Source organism: Bacillus sp. FSL K6-0923 (assembly GCF_038630825.1).
Taxonomy (GTDB): Bacteria; Bacillota; Bacilli; order Bacillales; family Bacillaceae; genus Bacillus; species Bacillus pumilus.
The window spans coordinates 671386-696994 of sequence record NZ_CP152044.1; the positions used below are offsets into that span (position 1 = coordinate 671386).

The window sequence follows — 25609 nt, forward strand, 5'->3', positions numbered from 1 at the left end:
AGCTTGCTCTAACAGGTGTAGGAGGTGTGAGTGAGATGAAGCAAGTGCGTCTAATTAAAAAAGCACAAAAAGGGAATGTCCCGGCATTTGAGAAATTAATGCTGATGTATCAGGAGCGTTTATATAAAACGGCTTTTCTCTACACAAGAAATAAAGAGGATTCGTTAGATGCTGTTCAGGAGACGGTATTTAAAGCGTTTAAGCATCTATCTGGCTTGAAAGAACCAGCTTATTTTTCTAGCTGGCTGACTCGGATTTTGATTCATACAATTTTTGCGATGAAGAAAAAGCAGCAAGATGTTGTTCCGTTTGATCAGCAGCACGAAAGCGTTGAGCGGAATGATTTTCTGGAAGACAAGCTAGATTTAAAACATGCACTTGATGTGTTAGACGAGCAATACCAGATTGTGATTCAGCTATTTTATTTTCAAGATTATTCGATTTCGATGATTTCTAAACAGATGGGGTTGCCTGAAGGAACGGTCAAAATTCATTTGTATCGAGCAAGAAAGTTATTAAAGCAAACGTTGGAAAAGGAGGAGAGTGTCGATGGAACGAAAAGAAATGAAAAAGCTTTATGATGAGATTGAAGTACCAAAGGTTGAAGTAACCTCTGCAATTCGCCAAGCAATAGGAGATGTGAAAGCGGAAAAGAAAAGACGTTGGTTCACATGGAATTGGAGAACGCCAATATATTCTGTCATCATACTAATCGTTCTTTATTTTTCATCAGGCTTCCTTTTTCCTTCTCTTAATACAGCGATGGCACGTGTCCCGATTATTGGACAGTTTTATATGATGTTTCACGATAAAGTAGGAATGTCTCTTTTTCAGAGTGATTTGGTGAAGCACGTCAATGAGGGGGCTGAATCAAGAGGGGTTACTGTGAAAGTAAACAGTGTGTACTATGATGCAGGGCGGCTTGTTTATACGTTTACTGTGGAGAATTTCCATACAAAAGAAGATGTTGTATCGTTTAGAGTGAATCCAGAAAAAATCGATGGAAACTTTCAACTGAATTTTGATAAAACAGAGTTAAAAAAATTAAAAGATGGCCGCTATGTTGGGCAGACGGAAGTCTATACAAATGGACAAACGATCAAACAAGGTCAACAAGTACCGCTTGTTATTTCGAAGATTGGGGATATTGTAGGAAATTGGCGCTTCAAGTTACCTGTGGTCAAGCAAAAAACCACTTTATTAGCGGGACAAAAAGACGTGTCTATTTTAAATGGACGTTATCAAATAAGAAACGTAAAGGTAGAAAATGGAGTGGATGGCTCTGCTATTCAATATGCCATTGATTACAATGGTTTTGCCAAAGATGATAAAGTCAGTATAGATGGAATGAAAGATAATTTAGGGAATGAGTATGAGCTTGAGATTGGAACCGTTTTAAGAAAAAAACAACTGACTTCTGACAAAACTAGAAAAGATCATTTGACGATTTTGAATCAACCGATTAATCCAAAGGCGACTGAATTGACATTTTACACGGATGTGAGAAACGAACGAGAATACAGCCATATCATTCCTCTTCAGACAAAGCTGCCTATTCAGTTCAAAACAAAACACCATGGCATCGGAATCAAAATAAATAAGATAGAGCAAAAAGACCGTTCTGTGATCGTTGATTATCAATTTACTGGTGTAGATCAAAAAGAATTAGATCAGAATGTGATGGAGAATATAGGTGAATTCATTGGATTAGGCGATGTTGAAAAGATGAAATCATGGCCCGATCCACAAGCAGACTATGAAAGCGGATATTACTTGAAGGGGAACCATGCGAAAGTGACGAATTTAAAGACAGCTTCCATGCAATCCACCTTTGAATTTGATGATAAGAATCTAGAGACTTTATCATTAAACCATTTTTCTTTTAAAGAATATGGTCTTTATCTTGATTTGTCAGAACTGAATATGTTGGCACCGCTCAAAGAAATAGAGGTAACCATTCCAGTCAAAAAAGAAACATCAAAAGCTAGTCAATAAATAAAAGAGCGAACATGGTTATACATGTTCGCTTTTTGCCTGCTTTTGGGCCAGTCGATGACGATGGAACGAGTACCGAATCAACATGAATGCGACAAAACTGGCTAAACCGCCAATCCAGCTTAAGTTCGTGACATTTGTATATTGTATAATCACACCGCCCATTGACGATCCGAGCATCATGCCGATATTCATAATCGCTGTATTAAAACTCAGCACGGTTTCTGATGCTTGCGGTTTTAGAGAGATGAGGTAAAACTGCTTCGCTGGAGTTGTCGTCCATGTAGCGATGCCCCATATGGCAAGCGTAATCAAGATGCTTATTGTAGAGAATTGCGTAAAGAATATGGCAAAGAGAGCGAGCATCTGGATCATGATGCTGATCGAGATGGTTCGGTTTGGTCCCCATTGATCAACGGCGAAGCCGCCAAATCGTGAGCCTATAAAAGCAGCGATTCCTAAAATGAGTAAGGCGATACTTGTCATTTCAAGAGAGAAGCCAGCAGTCTGTCGTAATAAAGGCGAGATATAAGCGAATACCATTGTGTAGCCTAAGATCCAAAAGACGGTCGTGGCTAATCCACTGATTACCCTGCTATCTTGAAGGAGATGTAATTGCTGCTTCAATGGCATATGTGAATGTCCCTCCATGCGTGGCAGTAATTGATAAAGCAGTAGTAAAAGACAAGCAGTACCTAGTGCAATGATGAGAAAAATATAATGCCAATCCACATGACCTGATAAAAATGTGCCAATAGGGACACCAAGTACGAGTGAAACGGTAAAACCAGTAATGACCGTTGCCATTGCGCTTCCCTTTTTTTCTGGAGGGGCGATCTGCGCTGCATAATTCGTGGCGACGACAATATATAAGCCGCCACTCATGGCCATGATAACTCGGGATAGCAGGAGCAGCACAAAGTGTTGACTAAAAAAGGCGACTACATTGCCTAAAATAAACACAAAAATAGCCGATAACAGAACCTTTTTTCGGTTCAATTTCGATGTTGCCATGACTAAAAAGAGAGCACCTACTGCATAAAAGAGAGAGTAAATGGTAATAAGCTGCCCGGCAGCAGGAATGGAGATGTGTAAATCAACAGCAATGATATCTAGAATGCCTGACACGACGAATTCTGACGTGCCTGTGACGAATGAACCGACAGCTAAAAGAATAATCAATAGCTGATATGATGTGTTTTTCATTTTTGAACCCTTCCTTCAATTTGATACGTTGTATTTAGTTTAAATTCCGTGCTAACATAAGTAAAATTGATGTTTTTCATGAAGGAGATGAGGGAATACTCATGAGCTTTGTTCGCTTTGATATTATCGCAAAAGTGGTCGAGCTTGGCAGTTTTACCGCAGCAGCTGAAGCATTAAATATGACGCAGTCCGCGGTGAGTCATGCGGTGGCGAGTTTAGAAACGGAGTGGGGTGTGTCCTTATTCATTCGTGATCGAAAAAAGGGCATCATGCTGACAGATATCGGTCAAACGCTTCTCCCGCATATTAGAGAAGTGTTAAATAGGGTGGAGAAGATCCAGCAGGAGATTGCGTTAACGAAAAATATCGAAACGGGCTTGATTCGTATCGGAACTTTTGCCAGTGCATCAGCTTGTTTATTACCTAAGCTGCTTGTGAGCTATCAGAAAAAGCATCCGAAAATCGAATTTAAATTTTATGAGGGAACGTATGAAGAAATATTGGAGTGGCTAGACTCTGGCATCATTGATGTTGGTTTTGTTGTGAAAGGTCATGCAGATGAAGCTTTTGACTTGCTGCCGCTGATCAAAGATGAGATGGTGGTCGCCTATCATCCAAATCATCGTTTTCACCAGCAGTCCATTGTAGACATCACAGATTTGGCGGATGAACCATTTATTATGCCGACTGGCATGTATCAATCACATGTAGAGGATATTTTTTCTGAGGCTCAATTGAAGCCAGCTACTTTATTTGAAGTACACGATTGTACGACCATTGCTCGTATGGTTGGGGAAGGGCTTGGTGTCACGATAGGTCCTGAGCTGTTTTTAAAAACGCAGCAGCTTGTGCATATTCGCCAGCTGAATGTCTCTCATCATCGTGAGGTTGCGCTCGCCTGTCCGTCTCTCTCCCAAGCTTCTCCGGCAGTGAAAGAGTTTTTCCATGTAGCCGAAGCAGTTTTTGCAAAAGAGAAGGATTTGGAGAAGGGTGTATAAAGAACTACATGCGATTTTCCAAATTCGTGTAATAAGACGAATGAAGCGGACATTTCTTTGAAAAATGTTCGCTTTTCGTATTGTGTTTTAAAAATGAAGTTGGTACAATAGACACAGAAATCAAATAGATAGAAGTCGTATAATAGCGGGGATATGGCCCGCAAGTTTCTACCAAGCTACCGTAAATAGCTTGACTACGTCAATTCACACTCGTTTGATATAAATCATGCATTGTTCTTGTTTTATGTCACCGTCTGAATTCACATATGTAGTCAAGCGTCCCAAAACTGTTGGGGCGTTTTTTATTTGACTTGTGAATGGGGCAGACTAAAGCAAAAGGACATGAAGGGAGTCAGTTGGCTTGAAACAGTTTTTTCAATTTGATGAGTTAGGAACGAATTACCGCAGAGAAATCATCGGTGGTTTAACCACATTTTTGTCGATGGCTTACATTTTGTTTGTCAATCCGATCACACTTGCTTTAGTGTCGGTACCGGATTTTCCAGATAAATTACGAATTGATCAGGGCGCTGTCTTTACTGCGACGGCGTTAGCCTCTGCCGCAGGGTGTATTCTGATGGGGCTGATTGCCAGGTATCCAATTGCGATTGCCCCAGGTATGGGCTTGAATGCCTTTTTCGCCTTCTCGGTTGTTCTTGGCATGGGCATCACATGGGAAGCAGCACTTTCTGGTGTATTTGTTTCAGGGTTGATTTTCGTTGCCCTTTCTTTAACAGGTTTCCGTGAAAAAATCATCAATGCCATTCCGGCTGAGCTAAAGCTGGCGGTTGGTGCGGGTATTGGTCTATTCATTACGTTTGTCGGTCTGCAAGGCTCTGGCATAATTGCCAATAACGATAATACGCTCGTTTCCATTGGGAACATTCATAGTGGTCCTGTCTTATTAACGGTGTTTGGTATCGTGGTGACTGTCATTTTAATGGTTCTGCGAGTGAATGCAGGTGTCTTCATTGGGATGCTTGTGACAGCTATTGCAGGAATGATTGTTGGTCTTGTCCCAGTACCGACGCAAATTGTGGGAAGTATTCCAAGCTTATCTCCAACCTTTGGACAAGCCTTGATTCACTTGCCAGACATCTTCTCGATTCAAATGCTTGTCGTGATTTTAACGTTCTTATTCGTTGGATTCTTTGATACAGCAGGAACGCTTGTGGCTGTTGCAACCCAAGCTGGTTTAATGAAAAATAATGAGCTGCCGCGTGCAGGAAGAGCACTTCTAGCGGATTCATCTTCAATCGTTGTAGGTTCTATTCTTGGAACATCGACGACAACATCTTATGTTGAATCTAGCTCAGGTGTTGCTGCTGGTGCACGTTCAGGATTTGCAGCTGTCGTGACAGGGATTTTCTTCTTGCTTGCGATGTTCTTCTCGCCGCTTTTATCTATCGTTACATCGAATGTGACAGCACCTGCTTTAATCATTGTTGGTGCACTGATGGTCGCTCCGCTTGCGAAGATTGCATGGGATCGTTTTGAAATCGCCGTCCCAGCATTCTTAACCATGATTATGATGCCACTCACATATAGTATTGCAACAGGGATTGCGGTTGGCTTTATTTTCTACCCGATTACGATGATCTTTAAAGGGAAAGCCAAAGAAGTACATCCAATTATGTACGGATTGTTTGTGATCTTTATTCTCTACTTTGCTTTCTTAAATCATTAATAGTTCACCTGAAACAGCAGCTCATGGAAGCTGCTGTTTTTTTGTTTTGTCCTAATTTTCTTGCCATTTTAAAACCTCTGATGCCCTTTAGCCGTCTATTCGTATGAACGTCAAGGAATCTTGACTGAACAGAGAGACTCCGCTACTTTAAGAGGAGTCATCCTTACAGGTCATTCGTATGAGCCTGTAAGGATTGTACTGGATAGGAGTTGATATGAGATGTTAGAAAAAGATGAAGAGCAAAGTACATCAGACGTAAAAAATGAAGAGCCATCAATAGATCAAGAAACGAGACAATCTCGTCTTAGCAGAAGCGCCGCAAAACGTGGAAGAACGTCGAAAGTAAAAGCGGCAGCCGATGATGAGCGTTCTACCATTCAGCGCATGCTGCAAGGTGTAGGAGGCGCGTTTAAGCGCTATGGCTCATATGGACTTGCGATGTTAAAATCACCGAGCCGGGCCATCAATCAAGCGGAAACATTACGGATGAAGTACGCCTGGATCTCGATTGTGTTATTCAGCGTGTTTTTTGCTTTAGGCAACTATGTTCAATTAAAGGCGTCAAAGACTCGTTTATTAGGCTTTGGCATTCATTACTCTTTTGGTGACGCCTTTTTGAGGGTAGCGGTCTTTACACTCATTCTGCTCACATTGATGATGCTGACCGTCTGGTTACTCGGAAAATACATGTTAAAAGGAAACATATCACTGAAAGAAGTGATCATGAAGTTTGGTGCCGCACTTGTACCGGTTTTGGTTTTAGCTATCCTTTGGCTTGTATTTGCCATGCTGAATATTCCATATGTGACGGTCATTTTATCTGTGATGATGTTTTTTGGTCTTCAGTTGATTGCGGTCGTGCTGTTTCGCTCGATTCAATCGGAGCATGAAGCGGTGCGCGGTGATTTGATGTATGCCGGCTGGATCTTTTTATTGGTGGAGCTTGTCATCATTGCACTGCTCTGGGGCATTGTCGGAGAGTATTTGATTCCTTCACTTGTGCCTGTTCGATTTGGATAATACACACACTGAAAACCTCCTTTTTTGAAAAAGGAGGTTCAGCGTTTAGACAAACCCTCGCATTCGGTGTCAGTCCTGCGTGCTGGTGCTCGCGAATGTCAAATTCGCTCCGCGCCAGTACTCGTCCTTTCTAGACTGCAAAGGTTTTCTATCACGCTGACAAGGAGACAAAGGGCTAAAATCAAGATCATTTTAGCCCTTTGTCAACAATCTGAAACCTCCTTTTTTGAAAAAGGAGGTTTTCATGTTGAGAAGAGGAAAAAACGGGTAAACTCTTGGTAACAAAGACCACCGTTCTTGTCGAAAGATATATGTGTTTTTCTCGCGCAAATTTGATTGTATCAAGGTATGTTCTCTAGTAGAATATGGGGTGCTTTATTTGATTTTTTAGTGCAGGGGGTTCGAATCGTGCTTCAACAACTTTTATCCAATGCGTTCACCATGGTTTTGATCATTTTAGTGATTAATATTGTCTATGTCTCTTTTTCCACCATGCGTTTGATTTTAACAATGAAAGGCAGACGGTACGCAGCAGCTTTTGCTGGTACGATTGAAATGCTGATTTATGTGATTGGATTAAGTATCGTACTTGATAACTTAGATCAAATCCAAAATGTCATTGCGTATGCGTTAGGTTATGGGATGGGGATCATTGTCGGGATGAAAATTGAAGAGAAGCTGGCACTTGGCTACACAACTGTTAACGTGATCACAAAAGAATTAGATGTCGATCTCCCAAGACAATTGAGAGAAAAAGGATATGGTGTCACCAGCTGGGTAGCAGGCGGTCTTGAAGGAGACCGGACAGCATTGCAAATTTTAACACCGAGGAAATATGAACTGCAATTATATGAAACGATTAAAACGCTGGATTCAAAGGCATTTATCATTTCATATGAGCCCAAATCGATTCATGGCGGCTTCTGGGTGAAGGCTGTGAAGAAAAGGAGAATTAAAGAATGACCGCAAAACCAAAGAAGAAGAAATTCTATGTGGAAGACAACATGACGATCGATCAAGTGTTGTCCCAGATGGCAGCGGAAGGCTACTCGCCTGTCCGACGAATGGAGGAGCCCATTTTTCAGGAAAAGAAGGAAAATGGGTCGATTCAGATCATTCCGATTGGGAAAAAAATCGTATTTGAAGGAAAAATAGTCTAAATCCGAACATTAAAACGACGACTTCATAGATTGTTCGATAAATCCGTTGACATCATGAACATCCGTTGTTAAGATAAACATGAATTCAAAACACGAACCTCATATAATCTTGGGAATATGGCCCATAAGTTTCTACCCAGTTACCGTAAATGACTGGACTATGCAGGATAGTGAACAAAACTGACATGGCGTTTCAAAAGCGAACAGCGCTTACCATGGCCCGGTTTGTGTTGCTTCCTAACAATGCAATGCAAATCGGGCCTTTTTGTTCGGCGTTTGACAAGCTGCTTAGGTTTGGGAAGCGTGTCAAACGATACAAAATCGAATATCAGCTTAAAGGTGGGGACAAAATGAAGCCGCTTGTAGGTGTCATCATGGGAAGTACATCTGATTGGGAAACAATGAAAAATGCGTGCGATATCTTAGAGGAATTAGACATTCCGTATGAAAAACAGGTCGTATCCGCACACCGGACACCTGACTTGATGTTTGAATATGCGGCAGAAGCAAGAGGTAAAGGACTAAAAGTCATCATTGCCGGTGCTGGAGGCGCAGCACATTTACCGGGGATGGTCGCAGCAAAAACGACACTGCCGGTCATTGGTGTGCCCGTACAATCAAAAGCACTAAATGGGCTGGATTCCTTATTATCCATCGTTCAAATGCCAGGCGGTGTACCAGTTGCGACAGTGGCGATTGGCAAAGCCGGTGCAACAAATGCAGGCCTTCTAGCCGCACAAATGATTTCAGCTTTTGATGAAACAATCGCTGCTCGCCTTGAGGAAAGAAGAGAGCAAACAAAACAGACTGTACTAGAAAGCAGTGATCAGCTTGGCTAAGCAGACCATTTTTCCAAACGCAACCATCGGTATTATCGGCGGAGGACAGCTTGGCAGATATATGGCCGTCAGCGCAAAGCAAATGGGGTACCGGACAGCTGTATTAGACCCAGTCGCACAATCTCCTTGTGGACAGGTTGCTGATACAGAAATCACAGCTGCATATAGTGATCTGGATGGAATCAGACAGCTCGCAGAAATCAGCGATGTCGTGACATATGAATTTGAAAATATTGATTACGATGCACTTAATCAATTGAAGGAAGAAGCCAATTTGCCGCAAGGAAGTGAACTTCTTCTTTTAACGCAAAATCGTGAAACGGAGAAAAAAGGGATTGTAGATGCAGGCTGTGAAGTTGCGCCTTATCGCATCGTTCATGATGAAAAAGAGCTGGAAGACGCAGTAACTGTACTTGGTTTGCCAGCCGTTTTGAAAACATGCAGAGGCGGCTACGACGGAAAAGGGCAGTATGTGATCAAGGAAACAGGACAGCTTCACGAAGCATCTGAATTGCTCACACATGGAACTTGTATTTTAGAAAGCTGGGTCCCATTTCAAATGGAGCTCTCGGTGATCGTCACTCGTTCTATTCATGGGGAGATTGCGGTATTCCCAGTCGCTGAGAACATTCATAAGCACAACATTTTGTTCCAGAGCATTGTGCCTGCAAGAGTTGATGAAAGCATTCAGGAGAAGGCAAAAGTGCTGGCAACGACACTGGCTGAAAAGCTGGGGCTAGTGGGTACACTTGCTGTAGAACTGTTCCTGACAAACGAAGGAGAGCTGCTCGTCAATGAACTGGCGCCTCGCCCGCATAATTCTGGTCATTATACGCTCGATTTATGTGAGACGAGTCAGTTTGAACAGCACGTTCGCGCGATATGCGGTTTACCGCTTGGCGGCACAGCCCTTTTGTCAGAGGGCATGATGGTGAACTTATTAGGCGATGAAGTAGACATCCCAATAGAGCTTCCCGAGCTTCTCAAAGAAGCGAAGCTTTATCTATATGGAAAGCATGAAGTAAAAGCCGGCCGCAAAATGGGGCATATGACATTTATGAAACAGCTTGATGATGAATGGATGACAAACATCACAAAGATATGGACTGAAAGAGATGGAGGAAACGGGAAATGATCGAACGTTACGCACGACCAGAAATGTCAGCAATCTGGACAGAGGAAAACAAATTTAATGCATGGCTTGAAGTAGAAATTCTCGCTTGTGAAGCTTGGGCAGAGCTTGGTGTTATTCCAAAAGAAGACGTTGTGACTATGCGTAAGAATGCAAGCTTTGATATTGATCGTATTTTAGAGATTGAACAAGACACGCGCCATGACGTGGTTGCCTTTACGCGTGCTGTATCTGAATCTCTAGGAGAAGAAAGAAAGTGGGTTCATTACGGGCTAACATCTACAGACGTAGTGGATACGGCGCTTTCATATCTATTAAAGCAGGCAAACGATATCTTGCTCAAGGACATTGAGAGATTTGTTGACATCCTAAAAGAAAAAGCGAAAGAGCATAAATACACTGTCATGATGGGACGTACACACGGTGTACACGCTGAACCGACAACATTTGGTCTGAAGCTTGGTCTTTGGTACGAAGAAATGAAGCGTAACCTAGAACGTTTTAAACAAGCAAAAGCCGGTATCGAATTTGGAAAAATTTCTGGGGCTGTTGGCACATATGCGAACATCGACCCGTTTGTTGAGCAATATGTATGTGAGAAGCTTGGCATCAAAGCTGCACCAATCTCCACCCAAACCTTGCAGCGTGATCGTCATGCCGATTACATGGCTACTCTTGCACTCGTCGCAACAAGCATTGAGAAATTTGCTGTTGAAATCCGTGGTCTTCAAAAGAGTGAAACACGTGAAGTAGAAGAGTTCTTCGCAAAAGGACAAAAGGGATCATCAGCAATGCCGCATAAACGGAACCCAATCGGTTCTGAAAATATGACGGGAATTGCCCGCGTCATCCGTGGATATATGCTGACAGCTTATGAAAATGTACCACTTTGGCATGAGCGTGATATTTCTCATTCGTCTGCTGAGCGCATCATTTTACCAGATGCAACGATTGCACTGAACTACATGCTAAACCGTTTCTCAAACATTGTGAAAAACTTGACGGTCTTCCCTGAGAACATGAAACGCAACATGGACCGCACACTTGGCTTGATTTACTCACAGCGTGTTCTTCTTGCATTAATCGATACAGGCATGGCACGTGAAGAGGCATATGATACGGTTCAGCCAAAGGCAATGGAAGCGTGGGAGAAGCAAGTGCCATTCCGTTCATTAGTAGAAGCGGAGGAAAAAATCACATCACGCTTAACACCTGAACAAATCGCTGACTGCTTCGATTACAACTATCACTTGAAAAATGTCGATATGATTTTCGAACGTCTAGGTCTTGTGTAAGAAAAGGGCCACCTGCTTGTCAGGTGCCCAATCCTGAAAATTGCCAACATTCAAATTAGGAGGCCAACCTGAATGACTGTGAAACAAGAACTTCTCTACGAAGGCAAAGCGAAAAAAATCTATCAGACCGATGACGAGCAAATTTTATATGTTGAATATAAAGACTCAGCGACAGCATTTAACGGCGAAAAGAAAGCTGAAATCGAAGGCAAAGGCAGACTGAACAACGAAATTTCAAGCTTAATCTTTCAAATGCTGCATGAGAAAGGGATCAACAATCACTTTGTGAAACGCCTTTCTGAAACAGAGCAGCTCATTCAAAAGGTACAGATTGTGCCGCTTGAAGTGGTTGTGCGAAATGTGGTGGCAGGCAGTATGTCAAAGCGCCTTGGCATTCCAGAGGGAACAAAACTGGATACACCATTGATCGAGTTTTACTACAAAGATGATGCACTCGGCGACCCGCTCATTACAGAAGATCATATTCGCATTTTACATGCAGCGACACCAGAGCAGGTCGAGGAAATGAAACAGATCACAAGACAAGTCAATGAAGAGTTAAAGCAAATCTTCTCAGACTGCCATGTGAATTTAATTGATTTCAAGCTTGAATTCGGAATAGATCACGAGAATCGTATTTTGCTAGCTGATGAGATTTCACCTGATACGTGCAGGCTTTGGGACAAAGATACAAACGAAAAGCTTGATAAAGACGTGTTCAGACGAAACCTGGGCGGCTTAACAAATGCATACGAAGAAATTTTCAAAAGACTTGGAGGCCATAAACATGTATAAAGTGAAAATTTTTGTCAGCTTAAAAGAGAGTGTTCTTGATCCACAAGGAAGTGCCGTGCAGCACGCCTTGCATAGCATGTCTTATCAGGAAGTAAAGGATGTCCGTATCGGAAAATACATGGAGCTTGTCATTGAAAAATCAGATCGTGATTTAGACACAGTCGTCAAAGAAATGTGCGAAAAATTACTGGCCAACACGGTGATTGAAGATTACCGCTATGAGGTGGAGGAGGTTGTCGCACAGTGAAGTTTGCAGTGATCGTCTTGCCTGGCTCTAACTGTGATATCGATATGTACCATGCGATTCAAGATGAGTTAGGTGAACAAGTTGAATATGTATGGCACGACGAAACGAGTCTAGACGGATTTGACGGTGTACTCGTACCAGGCGGTTTCTCTTATGGGGATTACTTAAGATGCGGTGCGATTGCTCGCTTTTCAAACATCATGCCGGCGGTGAAAAAAGCAGCTGCGGAAGGAAAGCCTGTTCTTGGTGTTTGTAACGGGTTCCAAATTCTTCAGGAGCTTGGCATTCTTCCAGGTGCGATGAGACGAAATAAAGACTTAAAATTTATCTGTCGTCCAGTTGAACTCATTGTAGAGAACAACGAAACGCAATTTACAAGCGGCTATCTAAAAGGCGAATCCATTTCGGTTCCTGTAGCGCACGGTGAAGGAAACTTCTACTGTGATGAAGACACTTTAGCGAAGCTTATTGAAAATAACCAAATCGCTTTCACTTACGGAGACGATATTAACGGCAGTGTCAATCGAATTGCAGGTATTACGAATGAAGAGGGCAATGTACTCGGCATGATGCCGCACCCTGAGCGCGCGGTGGATTCATTACTAGGCAGCGCAGACGGACTTAAATTGTTTCAATCTATCGTGAAAAATTGGAGGGACACTCATGTCACTACTGCTTGAACCAAGTAACAAGCAAATTAAAGAAGAGAAATTGTATCAGCAAATGGGATTGAGTGATGAAGAATTCGCTTTAATCGAATCCATTATTGGCAGGCTGCCAAACTACACAGAAACGGGTATTTTTTCTGTCATGTGGTCAGAGCATTGCAGTTATAAAAACTCAAAGCCTGTTTTAAGCAAATTCCCGACAAAAGGAGAGCATGTTCTTCAAGGTCCAGGGGAAGGCGCTGGAATCGTTGATATTGGAGACAACCAAGCGGTTGTATTTAAAATCGAATCACATAACCATCCATCTGCGATTGAACCGTATCAAGGAGCAGCTACTGGTGTCGGCGGAATTATCCGTGATGTATTCTCCATGGGTGCGCGTCCAATTGCTGTACTAAACTCTCTTCGTTTTGGTGAACTGACTTCACCGCGCGTGAAGTACTTGTTTGAAGAAGTAGTGGCAGGGATCGCAGGCTATGGAAACTGTATCGGAATTCCTACAGTCGGCGGAGAAGTTCATTTTGATCAAAGCTATGAAGGCAATCCGCTCGTGAATGCGATGTGTGTTGGTTTAATCAATCATGAGGACATCAAAAAAGGGCAGGCAAAAGGTGTCGGCAACACGGTGATGTATGTTGGTGCTAAAACGGGACGTGACGGTATTCACGGTGCAACATTTGCGTCTGAAGAATTTTCTGATGAATCAGAAGAAAAACGTTCAGCGGTTCAAGTCGGTGATCCATTCATGGAAAAACTTTTGCTTGAAGCGTGCCTTGAAGTCATCAAAAACGATGCGCTCGTTGGAATTCAAGATATGGGAGCGGCTGGCTTAACAAGCTCAAGTGCGGAAATGGCGAGTAAAGCAGGATCTGGGATTGAGATGAATTTAGACCTCATTCCGCAGCGTGAAACAGGCATGTCCGCATACGAAATGATGCTGTCTGAATCACAAGAGAGAATGCTTCTAGTCATTGAAAAAGGCCGTGAGCAAGAAATCATTGATATTTTCGAAAAATACGATCTTGAAGCGGTATCAGTCGGTCATGTGACAGACGATAAAATGCTTCGTTTACTCCATCAAGGTGAAGTGGTGTGTGAGCTTCCTGTTGACGCTCTTGCAGAAGAAGCACCGGTTTATCATAAGCCGTCAAGTGAGCCTGCATACTATCGTGAGTTTTTAGAAACAAAAGTGGAAGCTCCAGCGATCACAGATGCAGCACAGACATTAAAGCAGCTCCTTCAGCAGCCAACGATTGCAAGTAAAGAATGGGTCTATGATCAGTATGACTACATGGTTCGGACAAATACCGTCGTTGCACCGGGCTCTGATGCTGGCGTTTTAAGAATCCGCGGAACGAAAAAAGCCCTAGCGATGACAACAGATTGTAACGCGCGCTATCTCTACCTTGATCCAGAGGTCGGCGGGAAAATCGCCGTCGCAGAAGCAGCACGTAACATTGTCTGCTCAGGCGCTCGTCCGCTAGCAGTGACAGATAACCTAAACTTCGGTAACCCAGAGAAACCAGAAATTTTCTGGCAAATTGAAAAGTCTGCTGACGGGATTAGCGAAGCTTGCCGCACGCTAAGCACACCAGTAATCGGTGGGAACGTCTCTTTATATAACGAATCAAATGGAACAGCGATTTACCCAACTCCAGTTATTGGGATGGTTGGTTTGGTTGAAGATACTGCTCATATTACGACTCAATCGTTCAAGCAGGCTGGCGATGTGATTTTCGTCATTGGTGAGACAAAAGAAGAATTTGCAGGCAGTGAGCTTCAAAAGATGACAGAAGGCCGTATTTACGGAAAAGCACCAAAAATTGATTTGAACGTAGAGCTAGCGCGTCAGGAAGCTCTGCTAGCCGCGATTCAAAACGGTCTCGTTCAATCAGCACACGATGTGTCTGAAGGTGGACTTGGTGTAGCACTTGCTGAAAGTACATTTGGAACTGACGGACTTGGTGCAGATATCCAAATCGATTTAAACAGCGAAGCTTCATTATTCAGTGAAACACAGTCACGTTTTGTTGTCACAGTGAAACCGGAGCACCGCGAAGCGTTTGCCGCGGCTGTCAAAGATGCGAAAGAAGTCGGAACGGTGACAAATGATGGTGTGTTTACTGTCAAAAATCAAGAAGGACAACAATGGATTCATGCAGCGGTCAACGAGCTTGAACGTGCATGGAAAGGAGCGATCCCATGCTTGCTGAAATCAGAGGCTTAAATGAAGAGTGTGGTGTCTTTGGGGTTTGGGGACACGAAGAAGCCCCGCAAATCACATATTACGGATTGCATAGCCTTCAGCACCGAGGACAAGAAGGTGCGGGAATCATTGCAACAGATGGTGAGAACCTGACGTCACACAAAGGCCTTGGACTGATTACGGAAGTCTTTCAAAACGGTGAGCTAAAGGATTTGAAAGGAAAAGGTGCGATTGGACACGTTCGGTATGCGACAGCAGGTGGAGGCGGCTTTGAAAATGTGCAGCCCCTCTTCTTCCGTTCGCAAAACAATGGCAGCCTTGCCCTTGCTCATAATGGAAACTTAGTGAATGCAACGCAGTTAAAGCAGCAGCTAGAAAACCAAGGGAGTATTTTTCAGACCTCTTCTGATACCGAAGTGCTGGCTCATTTAATTAAGCGCAGTGGGCATATGGAATTAAAAGAGCAGATCAAAAATGCACTGTCCATGCTTAAGGGAGCCTATGCTTTCTTAATCATGACGGAAACAGAAATGATCGTGGCGCTTGATCCGAACGGTTTACGCCCGCTTTCACTTGGTATGCTTGGGGATGCTTATGTTGTCGCTTCTGAAACTTGTGCATTTGATGTTGTCGGTGCCACGTATTTACGTGATGTGGAGCCTGGCGAAATGCTGATTATTAATGATGAAGGCCTCAAATCTGAGCGCTTCTCGATGAACATTAACCGCAGCATGTGCAGCATGGAATACATTTATTTCTCAAGACCTGACAGCAATATTAACGGTATCAATGTGCATAGTGCGAGAAAGAATCTTGGCAAAAAGCTTGCTGAGGAAGCACATGTCGAAGCAGATGTTGTGACAGGTGTACCAGATTCCAGTATTTCTGCAGCGATTGGATATGCCGAAGCAACAGGTATTCCGTATGAGCTCGGATTGATTAAAAATCGTTATGTCGGCCGGACATTTATCCAGCCGTCTCAAGCATTGCGTGAGCAGGGCGTACGGATGAAACTGTCTGCTGTACGCGGTGTAGTCGAAGGAAAGCGTGTCGTGATGGTGGATGATTCCATCGTACGCGGGACAACAAGTCGCAGAATTGTCACGATGCTAAGAGAAGCGGGTGCGACGGAAGTCCATGTACGTATTAGTTCACCGCCAATCGCACATCCATGTTTTTATGGAATTGATACATCCACACACGAAGAGCTGATTGCTTCTTCTCATTCAGTGGAAGAAATTAGACAGGAAATCGGTGCAGACTCCATTGCATTTTTATCTGTAGACGGTTTAATGGACGGGATTGGCAGGAAGTATGATGATCCGCAGCGCGGTCAGTGTTTGGCATGCTTTACTGGGAAATACCCGACTGAAATATATGAAGATACGGTTCTTCCGCATGTGAAGGAAACGGTCCTGACGAAATAATCGAATAAAGGAGCAGCAGTCAAGATGAGTTGATATGCTGCTCTTTCATTCTGCCGAAAATACATGGAAAGCAGCAGCTAAAAGGAGTGAATGGGATGTCAGAAGCATATAAAAACGCCGGTGTCGACATCGAAGCAGGGTACGAAGCCGTCAAACGAATGAAAACACATGTTGAACGTACAAAACGAGCAGGTGTTATGGGCGCTCTAGGTGGATTTGGCGGTATGTTTGATCTATCTGAGCTGCCATACAAAAAGCCCGTTCTTGTTTCAGGAACAGATGGTGTCGGAACGAAATTAAAGCTTGCCTTTTTAATGAATAAACACGATACGATCGGCGTCGATGCCGTGGCCATGTGTGTCAACGATGTGCTTGCACAGGGGGCAGAACCGCTCTTTTTCTTAGATTACTTAGCCGTTGGAAAAGCAGATCCGGTAAAAATTGAATCGATTGTCAAAGGTGTGGCTGACGGATGTGAGCAGTCTGGTTCAGCACTTGTCGGCGGTGAGACAGCCGAAATGCCAGGTCTTTACACAGAAGAAGAATATGATATTGCTGGTTTTTCGGTAGGTGTCGTTGAAAAGGACGAAATCGTGACAGGAAACAGCATCAAAGAGGGACATTTGCTTATTGGACTCAGCTCAAGCGGAATTCATAGCAATGGATACTCTCTCGTTCGTAAAGTCTTGCTGGAAGACGCTGGTCTTGATCTGCATCAAACGTATGCACCTTTTACAAGACCGCTCGGTGAAGAGCTTCTTGAACCGACAAAAATTTATGTGAAGCCCGTTCTCAAACAAGTAAAAGCCGGCAAAGTTGACGGCATGGCACATGTAACAGGCGGCGGTTTTATTGAGAATTTACCACGTATGCTGCCTGAAGGTCTTGGCGTTGAGATTGATAACGGCTCATGGCCAGTACCACCCATTTTTTCCTTTATTCAAGAAAAAGGTCAGTTAAAGGCAGAAGAGATGTTCAACGTGTTTAATATGGGCATTGGCTTTGTCTTAGCTGTAAAAGAGGACGATCTTGTTAATGTGATTAGAGAGCTTGAACAGGATGGAGAGAAAGCATTTCTCATCGGACGTGTTCAAAAAGGAGAAGGTGTCACATTCGGCGGTGGAAGCCTCTCATGAAGAAGTTTGCGATCTTCGCCTCTGGAAGCGGGACGAACTTTCAAGCCATTATAGATACGTTAAAAGAAGAAAAGTGGCAGGCTGAGGCCGCCATTGTGATTTGTGATAAACCGGGTGCAAAGGTGCTGGAGCGTGCTGAGAAAGAAGGCATTCCCTCCTTTGCTTTTACCCCGAAGGCTTTTCCAAATAAAGCCGCTTTTGAACAAACGATCATCGACCAACTGAGGCTTCATGAAGTAGAATGGGTTTTCCTTGCGGGGTACATGAGACTGATCGGTCCGACATTACTTGAAGCATACAGAGGGAAAATCGTGAATATCCACCCATCCTTGCTGCCAGCCTTTCCAGGTCTTGATGCCATCGGACAAGCCTATCAAGCAGGCGTCAAAGTGGCGGGCATCACTGTCCATTTTGTCGATGAAGGGATGGATACAGGTCCGATTATTGACCAAGCCGCGATTTATATTGAACAAGGCGAAGAGCTTGAATCAATTGAAAAAAGAATGCATGAACTAGAACACACACTATATCCAAAAGTGATCAAATCACTTTTAGAATTATCTTAATGAGGTGACGAAGGCATGACGATCAAACGCGCATTAATCAGTGTTTCCGATAAAACGAATCTTGTACCTTTTGTGAAAGAATTAACAGAACTTGGTGTTGAAGTCATTTCAACTGGAGGTACTCATAAGCTTCTTCAAGAGAATGGCATTGATGTCATTGGGATTTCTGAAGTCACTGGATTCCCTGAAATCATGGACGGACGACTCAAAACGCTCCATCCGAACATTCATGGTGGATTATTGGCAGTGAGAGAAAACGATGAGCATATGGCACAGATTGAAAAGCATGGCATTCAGCCGATTGATCTTGTTGTCGTGAATCTCTATCCTTTCAAAGAGACGATCTCAAAAGACGATGTAACGTATGAAGAAGCCATTGAAAACATTGATATTGGCGGACCGGGAATGCTTCGTGCGGCATCGAAAAACCACCAAGACGTCACAGTGATTGTCGACCCTCGTGATTATGATACAGTCGTTCAGCAAATCAAAGAAGGCGGCGTGTCACTTGAGAAAAAACGTGAGCTTGCGGCGAAGGTATTCCGTCATACAGCTGCTTACGATGCCCTCATTGCGGATTATTTAACGAATTTTGTTGGCGAAACAGAGCCAGAGCAGTTCACCGTCACGTTTGAGAAAAAACAATCCCTTCGTTATGGAGAAAACCCGCACCAAGCGGCGACTTTCTATGAAAATGCTCTTCCAAGCAAAGGTTCTTTAGCTACTGCAACGCAATTACATGGAAAAGAACTTTCCTACAACAACATTAAAGACGCAGATGCAGCTCTTCAAATCGTACGTGAATTTACGGAGCCAGCGGCTGTTGCTGTGAAGCATATGAACCCGTGTGGCGTTGGTACAGGAGAAACGATTGCAGAAGCATTTGACCGAGCATTCAAAGCAGACGAAACTTCTATTTTTGGCGGCATTGTGGCGCTTAACCGTGAAGTAGACAAGCAAACGGCCGAGGTGCTGCATACGATTTTCTTAGAAATCGTCATCGCTCCATCGTTTAGCCAAGAAGCGCTTGACGTGTTAACAGCGAAAAAGAACCTTCGTCTATTAACATTAGATGTAGAAGCAGATCTTGGGAAAAAAGAAAAGCAGATGACAAGTGTTCATGGCGGACTGCTTGTGCAGGATATTGATACGTATGGCTTAGAGGAAGCAACGATCTCTATTCCAACGAAAAGAGAACCTACAGAAGACGAATGGAAAGACTTAAAGCTTGCATGGAAAGTCGTCAAGCATGTGAAATCAAATGCGATTGTTCTCGCTAAAGATCAAATGACAGCAGGCATCGGCGCTGGTCAGATGAACCGCGTCGGCTCAGCAAATATTGCGATTGAGCAAGCAGGTGAAAAAGCGAAAGGAAGCGCACTAGGCTCTGATGCGTTCTTCCCAATGGGCGATACAGTGGAAGCTGCTGCAAAGGCAGGCGTCACAGCGATCATCCAGCCAGGTGGTTCCATTCGTGATGAAGAATCAATCCAAAAAGCAGATGAATACGGCATCGCCATGGTCTTCACTGGCGTTAGACATTTCAAACATTAAGGGGATGACAGTGTGAACGTATTAATTATCGGCAGAGGCGGAAGAGAGCATACCATCGCATGGAAAGTGAACCAAAGTGAACTTGTCAGCCAAGTATTTGTCGCACCCGGCAATGATGGAATGACAGATGCTGCGAAGCTTGTCCCAATCGACGAAGGTGATCATGAGGCATTAATTCGTTTTGCAAAAGACAATGAAATCGGTTTAACGATTGTCGGTCCAGAGGTTCCTTTAATTGCAGGTGTCGTCGATGCATTTGAAGAGGCAGGTCTAAAGGTATTTGGTCCAAATGCAAAAGCCGCAGTCATTGAAGGCTCAAAGGAATTTGCAAAAGACTTAATGAAAAATTATGAGATCCCAACCGCCGCTTATGCGACCTTCACATCGTTTGAAAAAGCGAAGGCATATGTGGAAGAAAAGGGTGCGCCGATTGTCATTAAAGCCGATGGTCTCGCAGCAGGAAAAGGCGTGACAGTCGCAATGACACTTGAAGAGGCGATCAGCTGTCTGCATGACTTTTTAGAGGATGAAAAGTTTGGCGATGCGAGTGCATCTGTCGTCATCGAGGAATTTTTAACAGGTGAGGAATTTTCATTGATGGCCTTTGTCAATGGAGAAAAGGTGTACCCAATGGTGATCGCGCAAGATCACAAACGTGCATTTGAAGATGACAAAGGACCGAATACTGGCGGGATGGGCGCTTATTCACCAGTTCCGCAAATTTCAGATGAAGTCGTCCAAAAAGCGGTGGAAGATGTCGTCAAACCGGCGGCTCGCGCCATGGTGCAGGAAGAGCGTCCGTTTACAGGCATTTTATATGCAGGCTTAATGCTGACACCAGAAGGCTCAAAAGTCATTGAGTTCAACGCACGCTTTGGCGATCCTGAAACGCAGGTGGTTCTTCCTCGTCTTGAATCAGATCTAGTTCAAGTTTTCCTCGATATTCTAGACGGAAAAGATGTGGACTTACAGTGGAAAGACACTGCCGCTGTGAGTGTGGTTCTTGCTTCAGAAGGATACCCTGAGGACTACGCAAAAGGTACGCCAATCGGCGCTTTGCAAACGACGGTGTCTGATGTCGTGACCTTCCATGCAGGAACAAAAAAAGAAAACGATCAATTCGTCACAAATGGCGGCCGTGTAGCAAATGTGACCGCATTTGACGACACATTTGAAGCGGCAAGATCAAGAGTGTATGAAGCGGTTGAAGAAATCATTCAACCAGGTCTATTTTATCGCCGTGACATTGGCGCCCGTGCGCTGAAGGCTGCGGGAAAATCCGTTTAATCAAAACACCTTTCTATCTGATGAGATGGAAAGGTGTTTTTTGTTCATGAGAAGGGATGCCGATTGAATATGAAGAAGTAGTATGGGATCACGAATAGATATTGGGAGGAAACATGGAAATCAAAGCATTTATTATCTTTGCAATCGTCATACTTATTTTATTTCTCATAACTATAAATAACATCATGTTGATTGCCATTAAGCACAATAAAATGAAAAAAGCTTCAGCCATTAGTTATATATGATACTTTCAATTTTTTCTGGCATCGCTATTTCGTCATTTCTAATTTGGACATTCTTTATTAACTAATTCATTAGAGAGGAATGAGTGTATGGTGCAATTGAAGGAACTTGCGAACGAGCGTTTTTCTGCCTCGATCTGTATTGATTCATTTAATGAGCGAATCCGTTTGGATGACTACAGCGGCAGGGTGCGGGATGTGATTCAGTCGGTTCTAAAGGAAGCGACGGACTGTAAGGCTTCTAAGGTTATTGTGAAAGTAAGACGTGAGCATGTGCCGCTTTTTTTAGAAAAAGGCTTTCGGCTTGAAGGGGTGTTTTCTCATTATTTCCTTGGAAGTGACGCTTACGGTATGTCGCTTTTTCTCACTGAGGATCGAATGAACAGTTCGTATTGGCTGCAGGAAGATGAGATCGTCGCATCCATTCAAGCAAAAGTAATCAAAAAAGACCAAGGCACATGGCAGGATGAGTATGTGATGAGAAAAGCCGATCCAAAGGATATTCACAAGCTGGCAAAGCTCTATGATACCGTCTTTGAAACGTACCCTACGCCAATGAACGAGTCAGATTATATTCAAAAGGTAATGGAGGAAGGGACCATTTTTTATGTTGTTGAACATGACGGACACATTGTGAGTGCAGCATCCGCTGAGATCAATGCGCCGTATGGTCATGCAGAATTAACAGACTGTGCGACCCTTCCTTCATATAGAAAACTAGGATTCATGCATCATTTGATTCTAGCCCTTGAAAAAGAACTCCGGTCGATGCATATCTATGTCTTTTATTCTCTTGCCCGTGCTTTGTCCTATGGAATGAATCAAGTGTTTTATCAGCTTGGTTATACGTATACCGGGCGCTTCCAAAACAACTGCTATATTTTTGACAAAATTGAAGATATGAATCTATGGGTTAAAACGCCAAATGAATCATGAAATGGTTCTCATCTGATCAAGCAGACCAGATAGGCGGTAAGCCATGATACTAAGCTGCAGCTTCATCCGATCATCAGTGGATTTGAGGCTGCAGCCTGTTCTCGTTTCAATTTGTTTCAGCCGGTAGCTTAACGTATGTCTATGAATAAATAATTCTCCCGCAGATTTTTGAATATTTTCATTGTGCGCCAAATACACTTCGAGTGTATGAATCAGGTCAGCCCCTTGTTTTTTCGTATATAGCAACGGACTTAGCAGCTCCACGTAAAAATCATGCAAATTCATACCCGCTTCATTCATTTCAAGAAGCATCCCATATAAGCCGAGCTTTTGATAATGAATGATGCTCTCGTCTGTTTTTAAAAGCGGAAGAAGCCTAGCTGCATACTGGGCTTCCTTCGCGCTTTTTGCAAAGAGACTGATCTGGTCATAGGCTCTTCCGATACCAATGACAATCGGATGGACGGGGAAAAAATAAGACCAAGTGCTCCGGCATTCCTCTGCTGCGCGATACCACTCCGCTTCTTGAAACGCTTTTTTTCCTGCTGGTGTTAGGACAAAAATGGAATCGAGCCTTGTCTTTAGCAAAAAAGGAATATGTCTGCGTTCAAAGATCGAAGTGAGTAATTGCGATAGACGCTGCATCATTTGGTGATCGAGCTGTGTGTGCTGATGCTGGAATTGAAAGTAGATCACCACCTGCTCATCGCTCATATCATATTGCAGCTTTGTTGCTTGTTCGACCACGTAGCTTTCTTCTGTATATTGCTGCTGCAAAATATCATCTAACAAATGTCCTTGCATTTGGTTTTCTGTATCTTGAATGGCTTTTTGCTTCAACCATTCAATCGCATACACTGCCCCGGCATGCTCGATGGCAATCGCGTCGAGATGATGCCACGTATCCTTTTTCTTTAAAGACACAATAAACCCAAAAATATCACCCATCGCAATCACCGGACATGCGGCGAGGACGAACGCTCCGCACGTGTCATAGACGAGCCGCCCTTTCTCCTCTGCCTGCTTGAGAAGGGGCATGGTATCAATTGGTTCATGATCTGTCAGAAAGCCAAAAGCAGGAGAGTATGTCACTTCATCTTTGATGAGATGAGCCGCTGTTTGATGTAAAAAGACATCAAGAACGACAATGTTCGCTGCAGTGAGATGTGCCAGTTCCTCTGTAATTTGCGTTACATTTTTATTCCTTACATTTAATTGGGTCAGTCTTTGATGAATCGCGGATGAATATTTAAGCTGATGAAGCTGACTACTCACGATTTGTTCTAAGACGGCTTTTGTAATATCTGAGAAGTTGATGTGCGGCGGAATCTCAATGAGCGGAATGCCGCTGTTTTTCGCCGCTTGAATGAGTGATGCTGGAATGTCGCTTAAGTACACACCTTTATAAATCGCGATGGCTGATAGCCTTTGAGATTGAATCAATTCCTCAAGCCGGTCGCGTCTTTCTTGATTGTCCGCGAGTCCGAATCCGGTTGTAACGAGCAATTCTCCATCGGAAAGCCTCGACGTGTCTTCGATAATTTCAACGATGGTCACCCACTCAATGAGTCGGTCCAGTCCATTTTCTCCAGCAAGCAGCTTTGTTCCCTTCATGATATCGAGCGAAAGTGCATCTTTGACGAGAATCGCCATAGGCTCATGACCTCCTTTTGAACACTCTTATACACGATGTATAAAAAATGCGTCTGAAATTCGGGCATGTGGCGAATGGAGGATGACTGCCCTCTTGATTAAGCTAATCTTATAACAAGTATACAAAATTTTCTTGCGATTCATGAAAAAGAAAGAGGCAGCTGCTGACGAGAGAGGGAGGAATGGCAAAGTGGAGACTCGGGATTACTTAATCAAACCGATATTGAATCAGCATTATCCTGTGGCTGTGAAAGGAGAGGGAATATATTTATATGATCGGGATGGAAAAAAATATATAGATGGCTCATCGGGGGCTGTCACGGCAAGTATTGGACATGGCATACGTGAAATCATTGATGCCATGACTGATCAAGCGGAAAAAGTGAGCTTTACGTACAGATCACAATTCACAAATGAACCAGCAGAAGAACTTGCTTATGAATTGAGTACGCTTTGTCCAGGTAACCTGAACTGGTCTTTTTTTGTCGGAAGTGGTTCAGAGGCAACGGAAACGGCTATGAAAATTGCTATTCAGCATTGGCAGGAGCAGGGAAAGGCTGAGAAGAATCACATTATCTCACGATGGATGAGTTATCACGGCATCACCCTCGGTGCACTGTCGATGTCAGGACATATTGCAAGGAGAGAGCGCTTTGAACCATTGCTCGAAAAGAATCCAGTGCTGTCTCCGGCATATAGCTATCGTTCATGGCTGCCGAAGGAAGAGGGCAAGCAGGTTGAATGGTATGTCCAGGAATTTCATACCGTCATTCAGCGTATAGGAAAAGAGAGGATTGCTGCTTTTATTGCAGAGCCGATTGTCGGAGCATCGGGAGCGGCGCTAGTACCGCCAGACGGATATTTTGAAGCAATGAAACGTGTCTGTGAGGAAAACGATATTTTAATGATTGCAGACGAAGTCATGACAGGCTTTGGACGAACTGGGAAAATGTTTGCGATGGAGCATTGGGGAGTTGTTCCAGATATTATGGTTCTCGGCAAAGGGATGAGTGCTGGCTATTCGCCGATTGCGGCAGCCGTCTCAGCAGATCATGTCATCGCGCCGATTCTGAGCGGTTCCGGATCTGTGATGGCAGGTCATACCTATAGCGGCAATCCGCTTTCAGCAGCCGTCTCACTGGCTGTTATTCGATATATGAAAAAACATCAGCTTCCTGAACGAGCGGATCTGTCTGGCCGCTATTTAATGAATGCATTAAAGGATTTACAAACAAACCATTTCATCATAGGAGATGTGAGAGGAAAGGGACTGCTCATTGGCATCGAGTTTGTCGCAGACCGCTTATCGAAAACCCCATTTCCTGCCCATGCTCAAATGACGCATTTAGTCGTTGAGACAGCCAAGCAAAACGGCTTGCTCGTATACCCAGCAAGCGCTGGCGAGGATGGAGTAGGAGGTGCAGCGGTCATGATTGCACCGCCGCTTTCTATCACGCAGCAGGGGATGGATGAACTCATTCAATTATTTGAGCAGACAATCACGCAGGTCGAACAAGAAGTCATCAACAGGGGGTTTTTCCCATCTGCGATGTAGGGAGG

23 protein-coding genes and 2 riboswitches are annotated in these 25609 nt (G+C 43.7%); of the genes, 21 read left to right on the forward strand and 2 right to left on the reverse strand.

Annotated features, from left to right (window positions below):
* The first annotated feature begins 35 nt into the window (after positions 1–35).
* Both MHI16_RS03465 and MHI16_RS03470 read left to right on the forward strand, forming a co-directional pair.
* The gene (locus MHI16_RS03465) at positions 36–581 is read left to right on the forward strand and encodes a sigma-70 family RNA polymerase sigma factor (protein WP_268467463.1); all 546 of its coding nucleotides are present in this window, start codon (positions 36–38) and stop codon (positions 579–581) included.
* Entirely contained in the window at positions 550–1995 is a 1446-nt protein-coding gene (locus tag MHI16_RS03470; protein ID WP_268467461.1) for a DUF4179 domain-containing protein, read from the forward strand. Before MHI16_RS03465 ends, MHI16_RS03470 begins: the two co-directional genes overlap by 32 nt.
* A gap of 18 nt (positions 1996–2013) precedes the next feature.
* Here the strand turns inward: MHI16_RS03470 and MHI16_RS03475 are convergent, their stop codons facing one another.
* The gene (locus MHI16_RS03475) at positions 2014–3201 is read right to left on the reverse strand and encodes an MFS transporter (protein ID WP_268467460.1); all 1188 of its coding nucleotides are present in this window, start codon (positions 3199–3201) and stop codon (positions 2014–2016) included.
* Between the two features lie 101 nt (positions 3202–3302).
* On the opposite strand from MHI16_RS03475, the gene MHI16_RS03480 reads away from it, so the two are divergent.
* The 18 genes from MHI16_RS03480 (at position 3303) to ablB (ending at position 22396) form a co-directional block, all read left to right on the forward strand.
* Positions 3303–4199 (forward strand): LysR family transcriptional regulator, encoded by an 897-nt coding sequence (locus MHI16_RS03480; RefSeq protein WP_253622898.1) that lies wholly within the window; start codon positions 3303–3305, stop codon positions 4197–4199.
* 115 nt (positions 4200–4314) lie between these two features.
* Positions 4315–4416, forward strand: a riboswitch (purine riboswitch).
* 144 nt (positions 4417–4560) lie between these two features.
* Positions 4561–5886, forward strand: coding sequence for an NCS2 family permease (locus MHI16_RS03485; protein ID WP_050945706.1), 1326 nt, complete (start codon positions 4561–4563; stop codon positions 5884–5886).
* A 219-nt stretch (positions 5887–6105) separates the two neighbouring features.
* Complete coding sequence (locus tag MHI16_RS03490; RefSeq protein WP_268467458.1) at positions 6106–6906, forward strand: hypothetical protein; 801 nt, start codon at positions 6106–6108, stop codon at positions 6904–6906.
* A gap of 408 nt (positions 6907–7314) precedes the next feature.
* Complete coding sequence (locus MHI16_RS03495) at positions 7315–7869, forward strand: DUF2179 domain-containing protein (protein WP_024424505.1); 555 nt, start codon at positions 7315–7317, stop codon at positions 7867–7869.
* A complete protein-coding gene (locus MHI16_RS03500; protein WP_012009137.1) occupies positions 7866–8066 on the forward strand; it encodes an NETI motif-containing protein in 201 nt (66 codons plus the stop codon). The genes MHI16_RS03495 and MHI16_RS03500 overlap by 4 nt, the downstream gene beginning before the upstream one ends.
* A gap of 79 nt (positions 8067–8145) precedes the next feature.
* Positions 8146–8247, forward strand: a riboswitch (purine riboswitch).
* Between the two features lie 169 nt (positions 8248–8416).
* On the forward strand, positions 8417–8905 hold the full coding sequence (gene purE / locus MHI16_RS03505) for a 5-(carboxyamino)imidazole ribonucleotide mutase (RefSeq protein WP_058015578.1): 489 nt from the start codon (positions 8417–8419) through the stop codon (positions 8903–8905).
* Positions 8898–10040, forward strand: a complete 1143-nt coding sequence (gene purK, locus MHI16_RS03510) for a 5-(carboxyamino)imidazole ribonucleotide synthase (protein WP_268467456.1) — start codon at positions 8898–8900, stop codon at positions 10038–10040. The genes purE and purK overlap by 8 nt, the downstream gene beginning before the upstream one ends.
* Positions 10037–11332: an adenylosuccinate lyase gene (gene purB / locus MHI16_RS03515; RefSeq protein ID WP_058015533.1), complete on the forward strand. Its 1296-nt coding sequence runs from the start codon at positions 10037–10039 to the stop codon at positions 11330–11332. Before purK ends, purB begins: the two co-directional genes overlap by 4 nt.
* 72 nt (positions 11333–11404) lie before the next feature.
* Positions 11405–12127 (forward strand): phosphoribosylaminoimidazolesuccinocarboxamide synthase, encoded by a 723-nt coding sequence (purC, locus tag MHI16_RS03520; RefSeq protein ID WP_268467453.1) that lies wholly within the window; start codon positions 11405–11407, stop codon positions 12125–12127.
* Positions 12120–12374, forward strand: coding sequence for a phosphoribosylformylglycinamidine synthase subunit PurS (gene purS, locus MHI16_RS03525; protein ID WP_003214349.1), 255 nt, complete (start codon positions 12120–12122; stop codon positions 12372–12374). The genes purC and purS overlap by 8 nt, the downstream gene beginning before the upstream one ends.
* Positions 12371–13054, forward strand: coding sequence for a phosphoribosylformylglycinamidine synthase subunit PurQ (gene purQ / locus MHI16_RS03530; protein WP_058015531.1), 684 nt, complete (start codon positions 12371–12373; stop codon positions 13052–13054). The genes purS and purQ overlap by 4 nt, the downstream gene beginning before the upstream one ends.
* Complete coding sequence (gene purL, locus MHI16_RS03535) at positions 13038–15269, forward strand: phosphoribosylformylglycinamidine synthase subunit PurL (protein ID WP_268467451.1); 2232 nt, start codon at positions 13038–13040, stop codon at positions 15267–15269. The genes purQ and purL overlap by 17 nt, the downstream gene beginning before the upstream one ends.
* On the forward strand, positions 15245–16675 hold the full coding sequence (gene purF, locus MHI16_RS03540; RefSeq protein ID WP_058015529.1) for an amidophosphoribosyltransferase: 1431 nt from the start codon (positions 15245–15247) through the stop codon (positions 16673–16675). The genes purL and purF overlap by 25 nt, the downstream gene beginning before the upstream one ends.
* A 95-nt stretch (positions 16676–16770) precedes the next feature.
* Positions 16771–17811: a phosphoribosylformylglycinamidine cyclo-ligase gene (gene purM / locus MHI16_RS03545; RefSeq protein ID WP_061406996.1), complete on the forward strand. Its 1041-nt coding sequence runs from the start codon at positions 16771–16773 to the stop codon at positions 17809–17811.
* Complete coding sequence (purN, locus tag MHI16_RS03550; RefSeq protein ID WP_058015527.1) at positions 17808–18377, forward strand: phosphoribosylglycinamide formyltransferase; 570 nt, start codon at positions 17808–17810, stop codon at positions 18375–18377. Before purM ends, purN begins: the two co-directional genes overlap by 4 nt.
* 15 nt (positions 18378–18392) lie before the next feature.
* On the forward strand, positions 18393–19931 hold the full coding sequence (gene purH, locus MHI16_RS03555) for a bifunctional phosphoribosylaminoimidazolecarboxamide formyltransferase/IMP cyclohydrolase (protein WP_342498090.1): 1539 nt from the start codon (positions 18393–18395) through the stop codon (positions 19929–19931).
* A 12-nt stretch (positions 19932–19943) separates the two neighbouring features.
* Positions 19944–21218 carry a phosphoribosylamine--glycine ligase gene (gene purD / locus MHI16_RS03560; protein WP_058015525.1) on the forward strand — a complete coding sequence of 425 codons (1275 nt, stop codon included), beginning with the start codon at positions 19944–19946 and terminating at the stop codon, positions 21216–21218.
* Positions 21219–21550: 332 nt separating this feature from the next.
* Positions 21551–22396, forward strand: a complete 846-nt coding sequence (gene ablB / locus MHI16_RS03565) for a putative beta-lysine N-acetyltransferase (RefSeq protein ID WP_342498091.1) — start codon at positions 21551–21553, stop codon at positions 22394–22396.
* Here the strand turns inward: ablB and MHI16_RS03570 are convergent.
* A complete protein-coding gene (locus MHI16_RS03570) occupies positions 22391–24049 on the reverse strand; it encodes a PucR family transcriptional regulator (RefSeq protein ID WP_058015522.1) in 1659 nt (552 codons plus the stop codon). The two genes, ablB and MHI16_RS03570, sit on opposite strands and share 6 nt — an antisense overlap.
* A gap of 190 nt (positions 24050–24239) precedes the next feature.
* Between MHI16_RS03570 and MHI16_RS03575 the strand changes: the two genes are divergently transcribed.
* A complete protein-coding gene (locus tag MHI16_RS03575) occupies positions 24240–25604 on the forward strand; it encodes an aspartate aminotransferase family protein (RefSeq protein ID WP_268467446.1) in 1365 nt (454 codons plus the stop codon).
* The last annotated feature ends 5 nt before the right edge of the window (positions 25605–25609 follow it).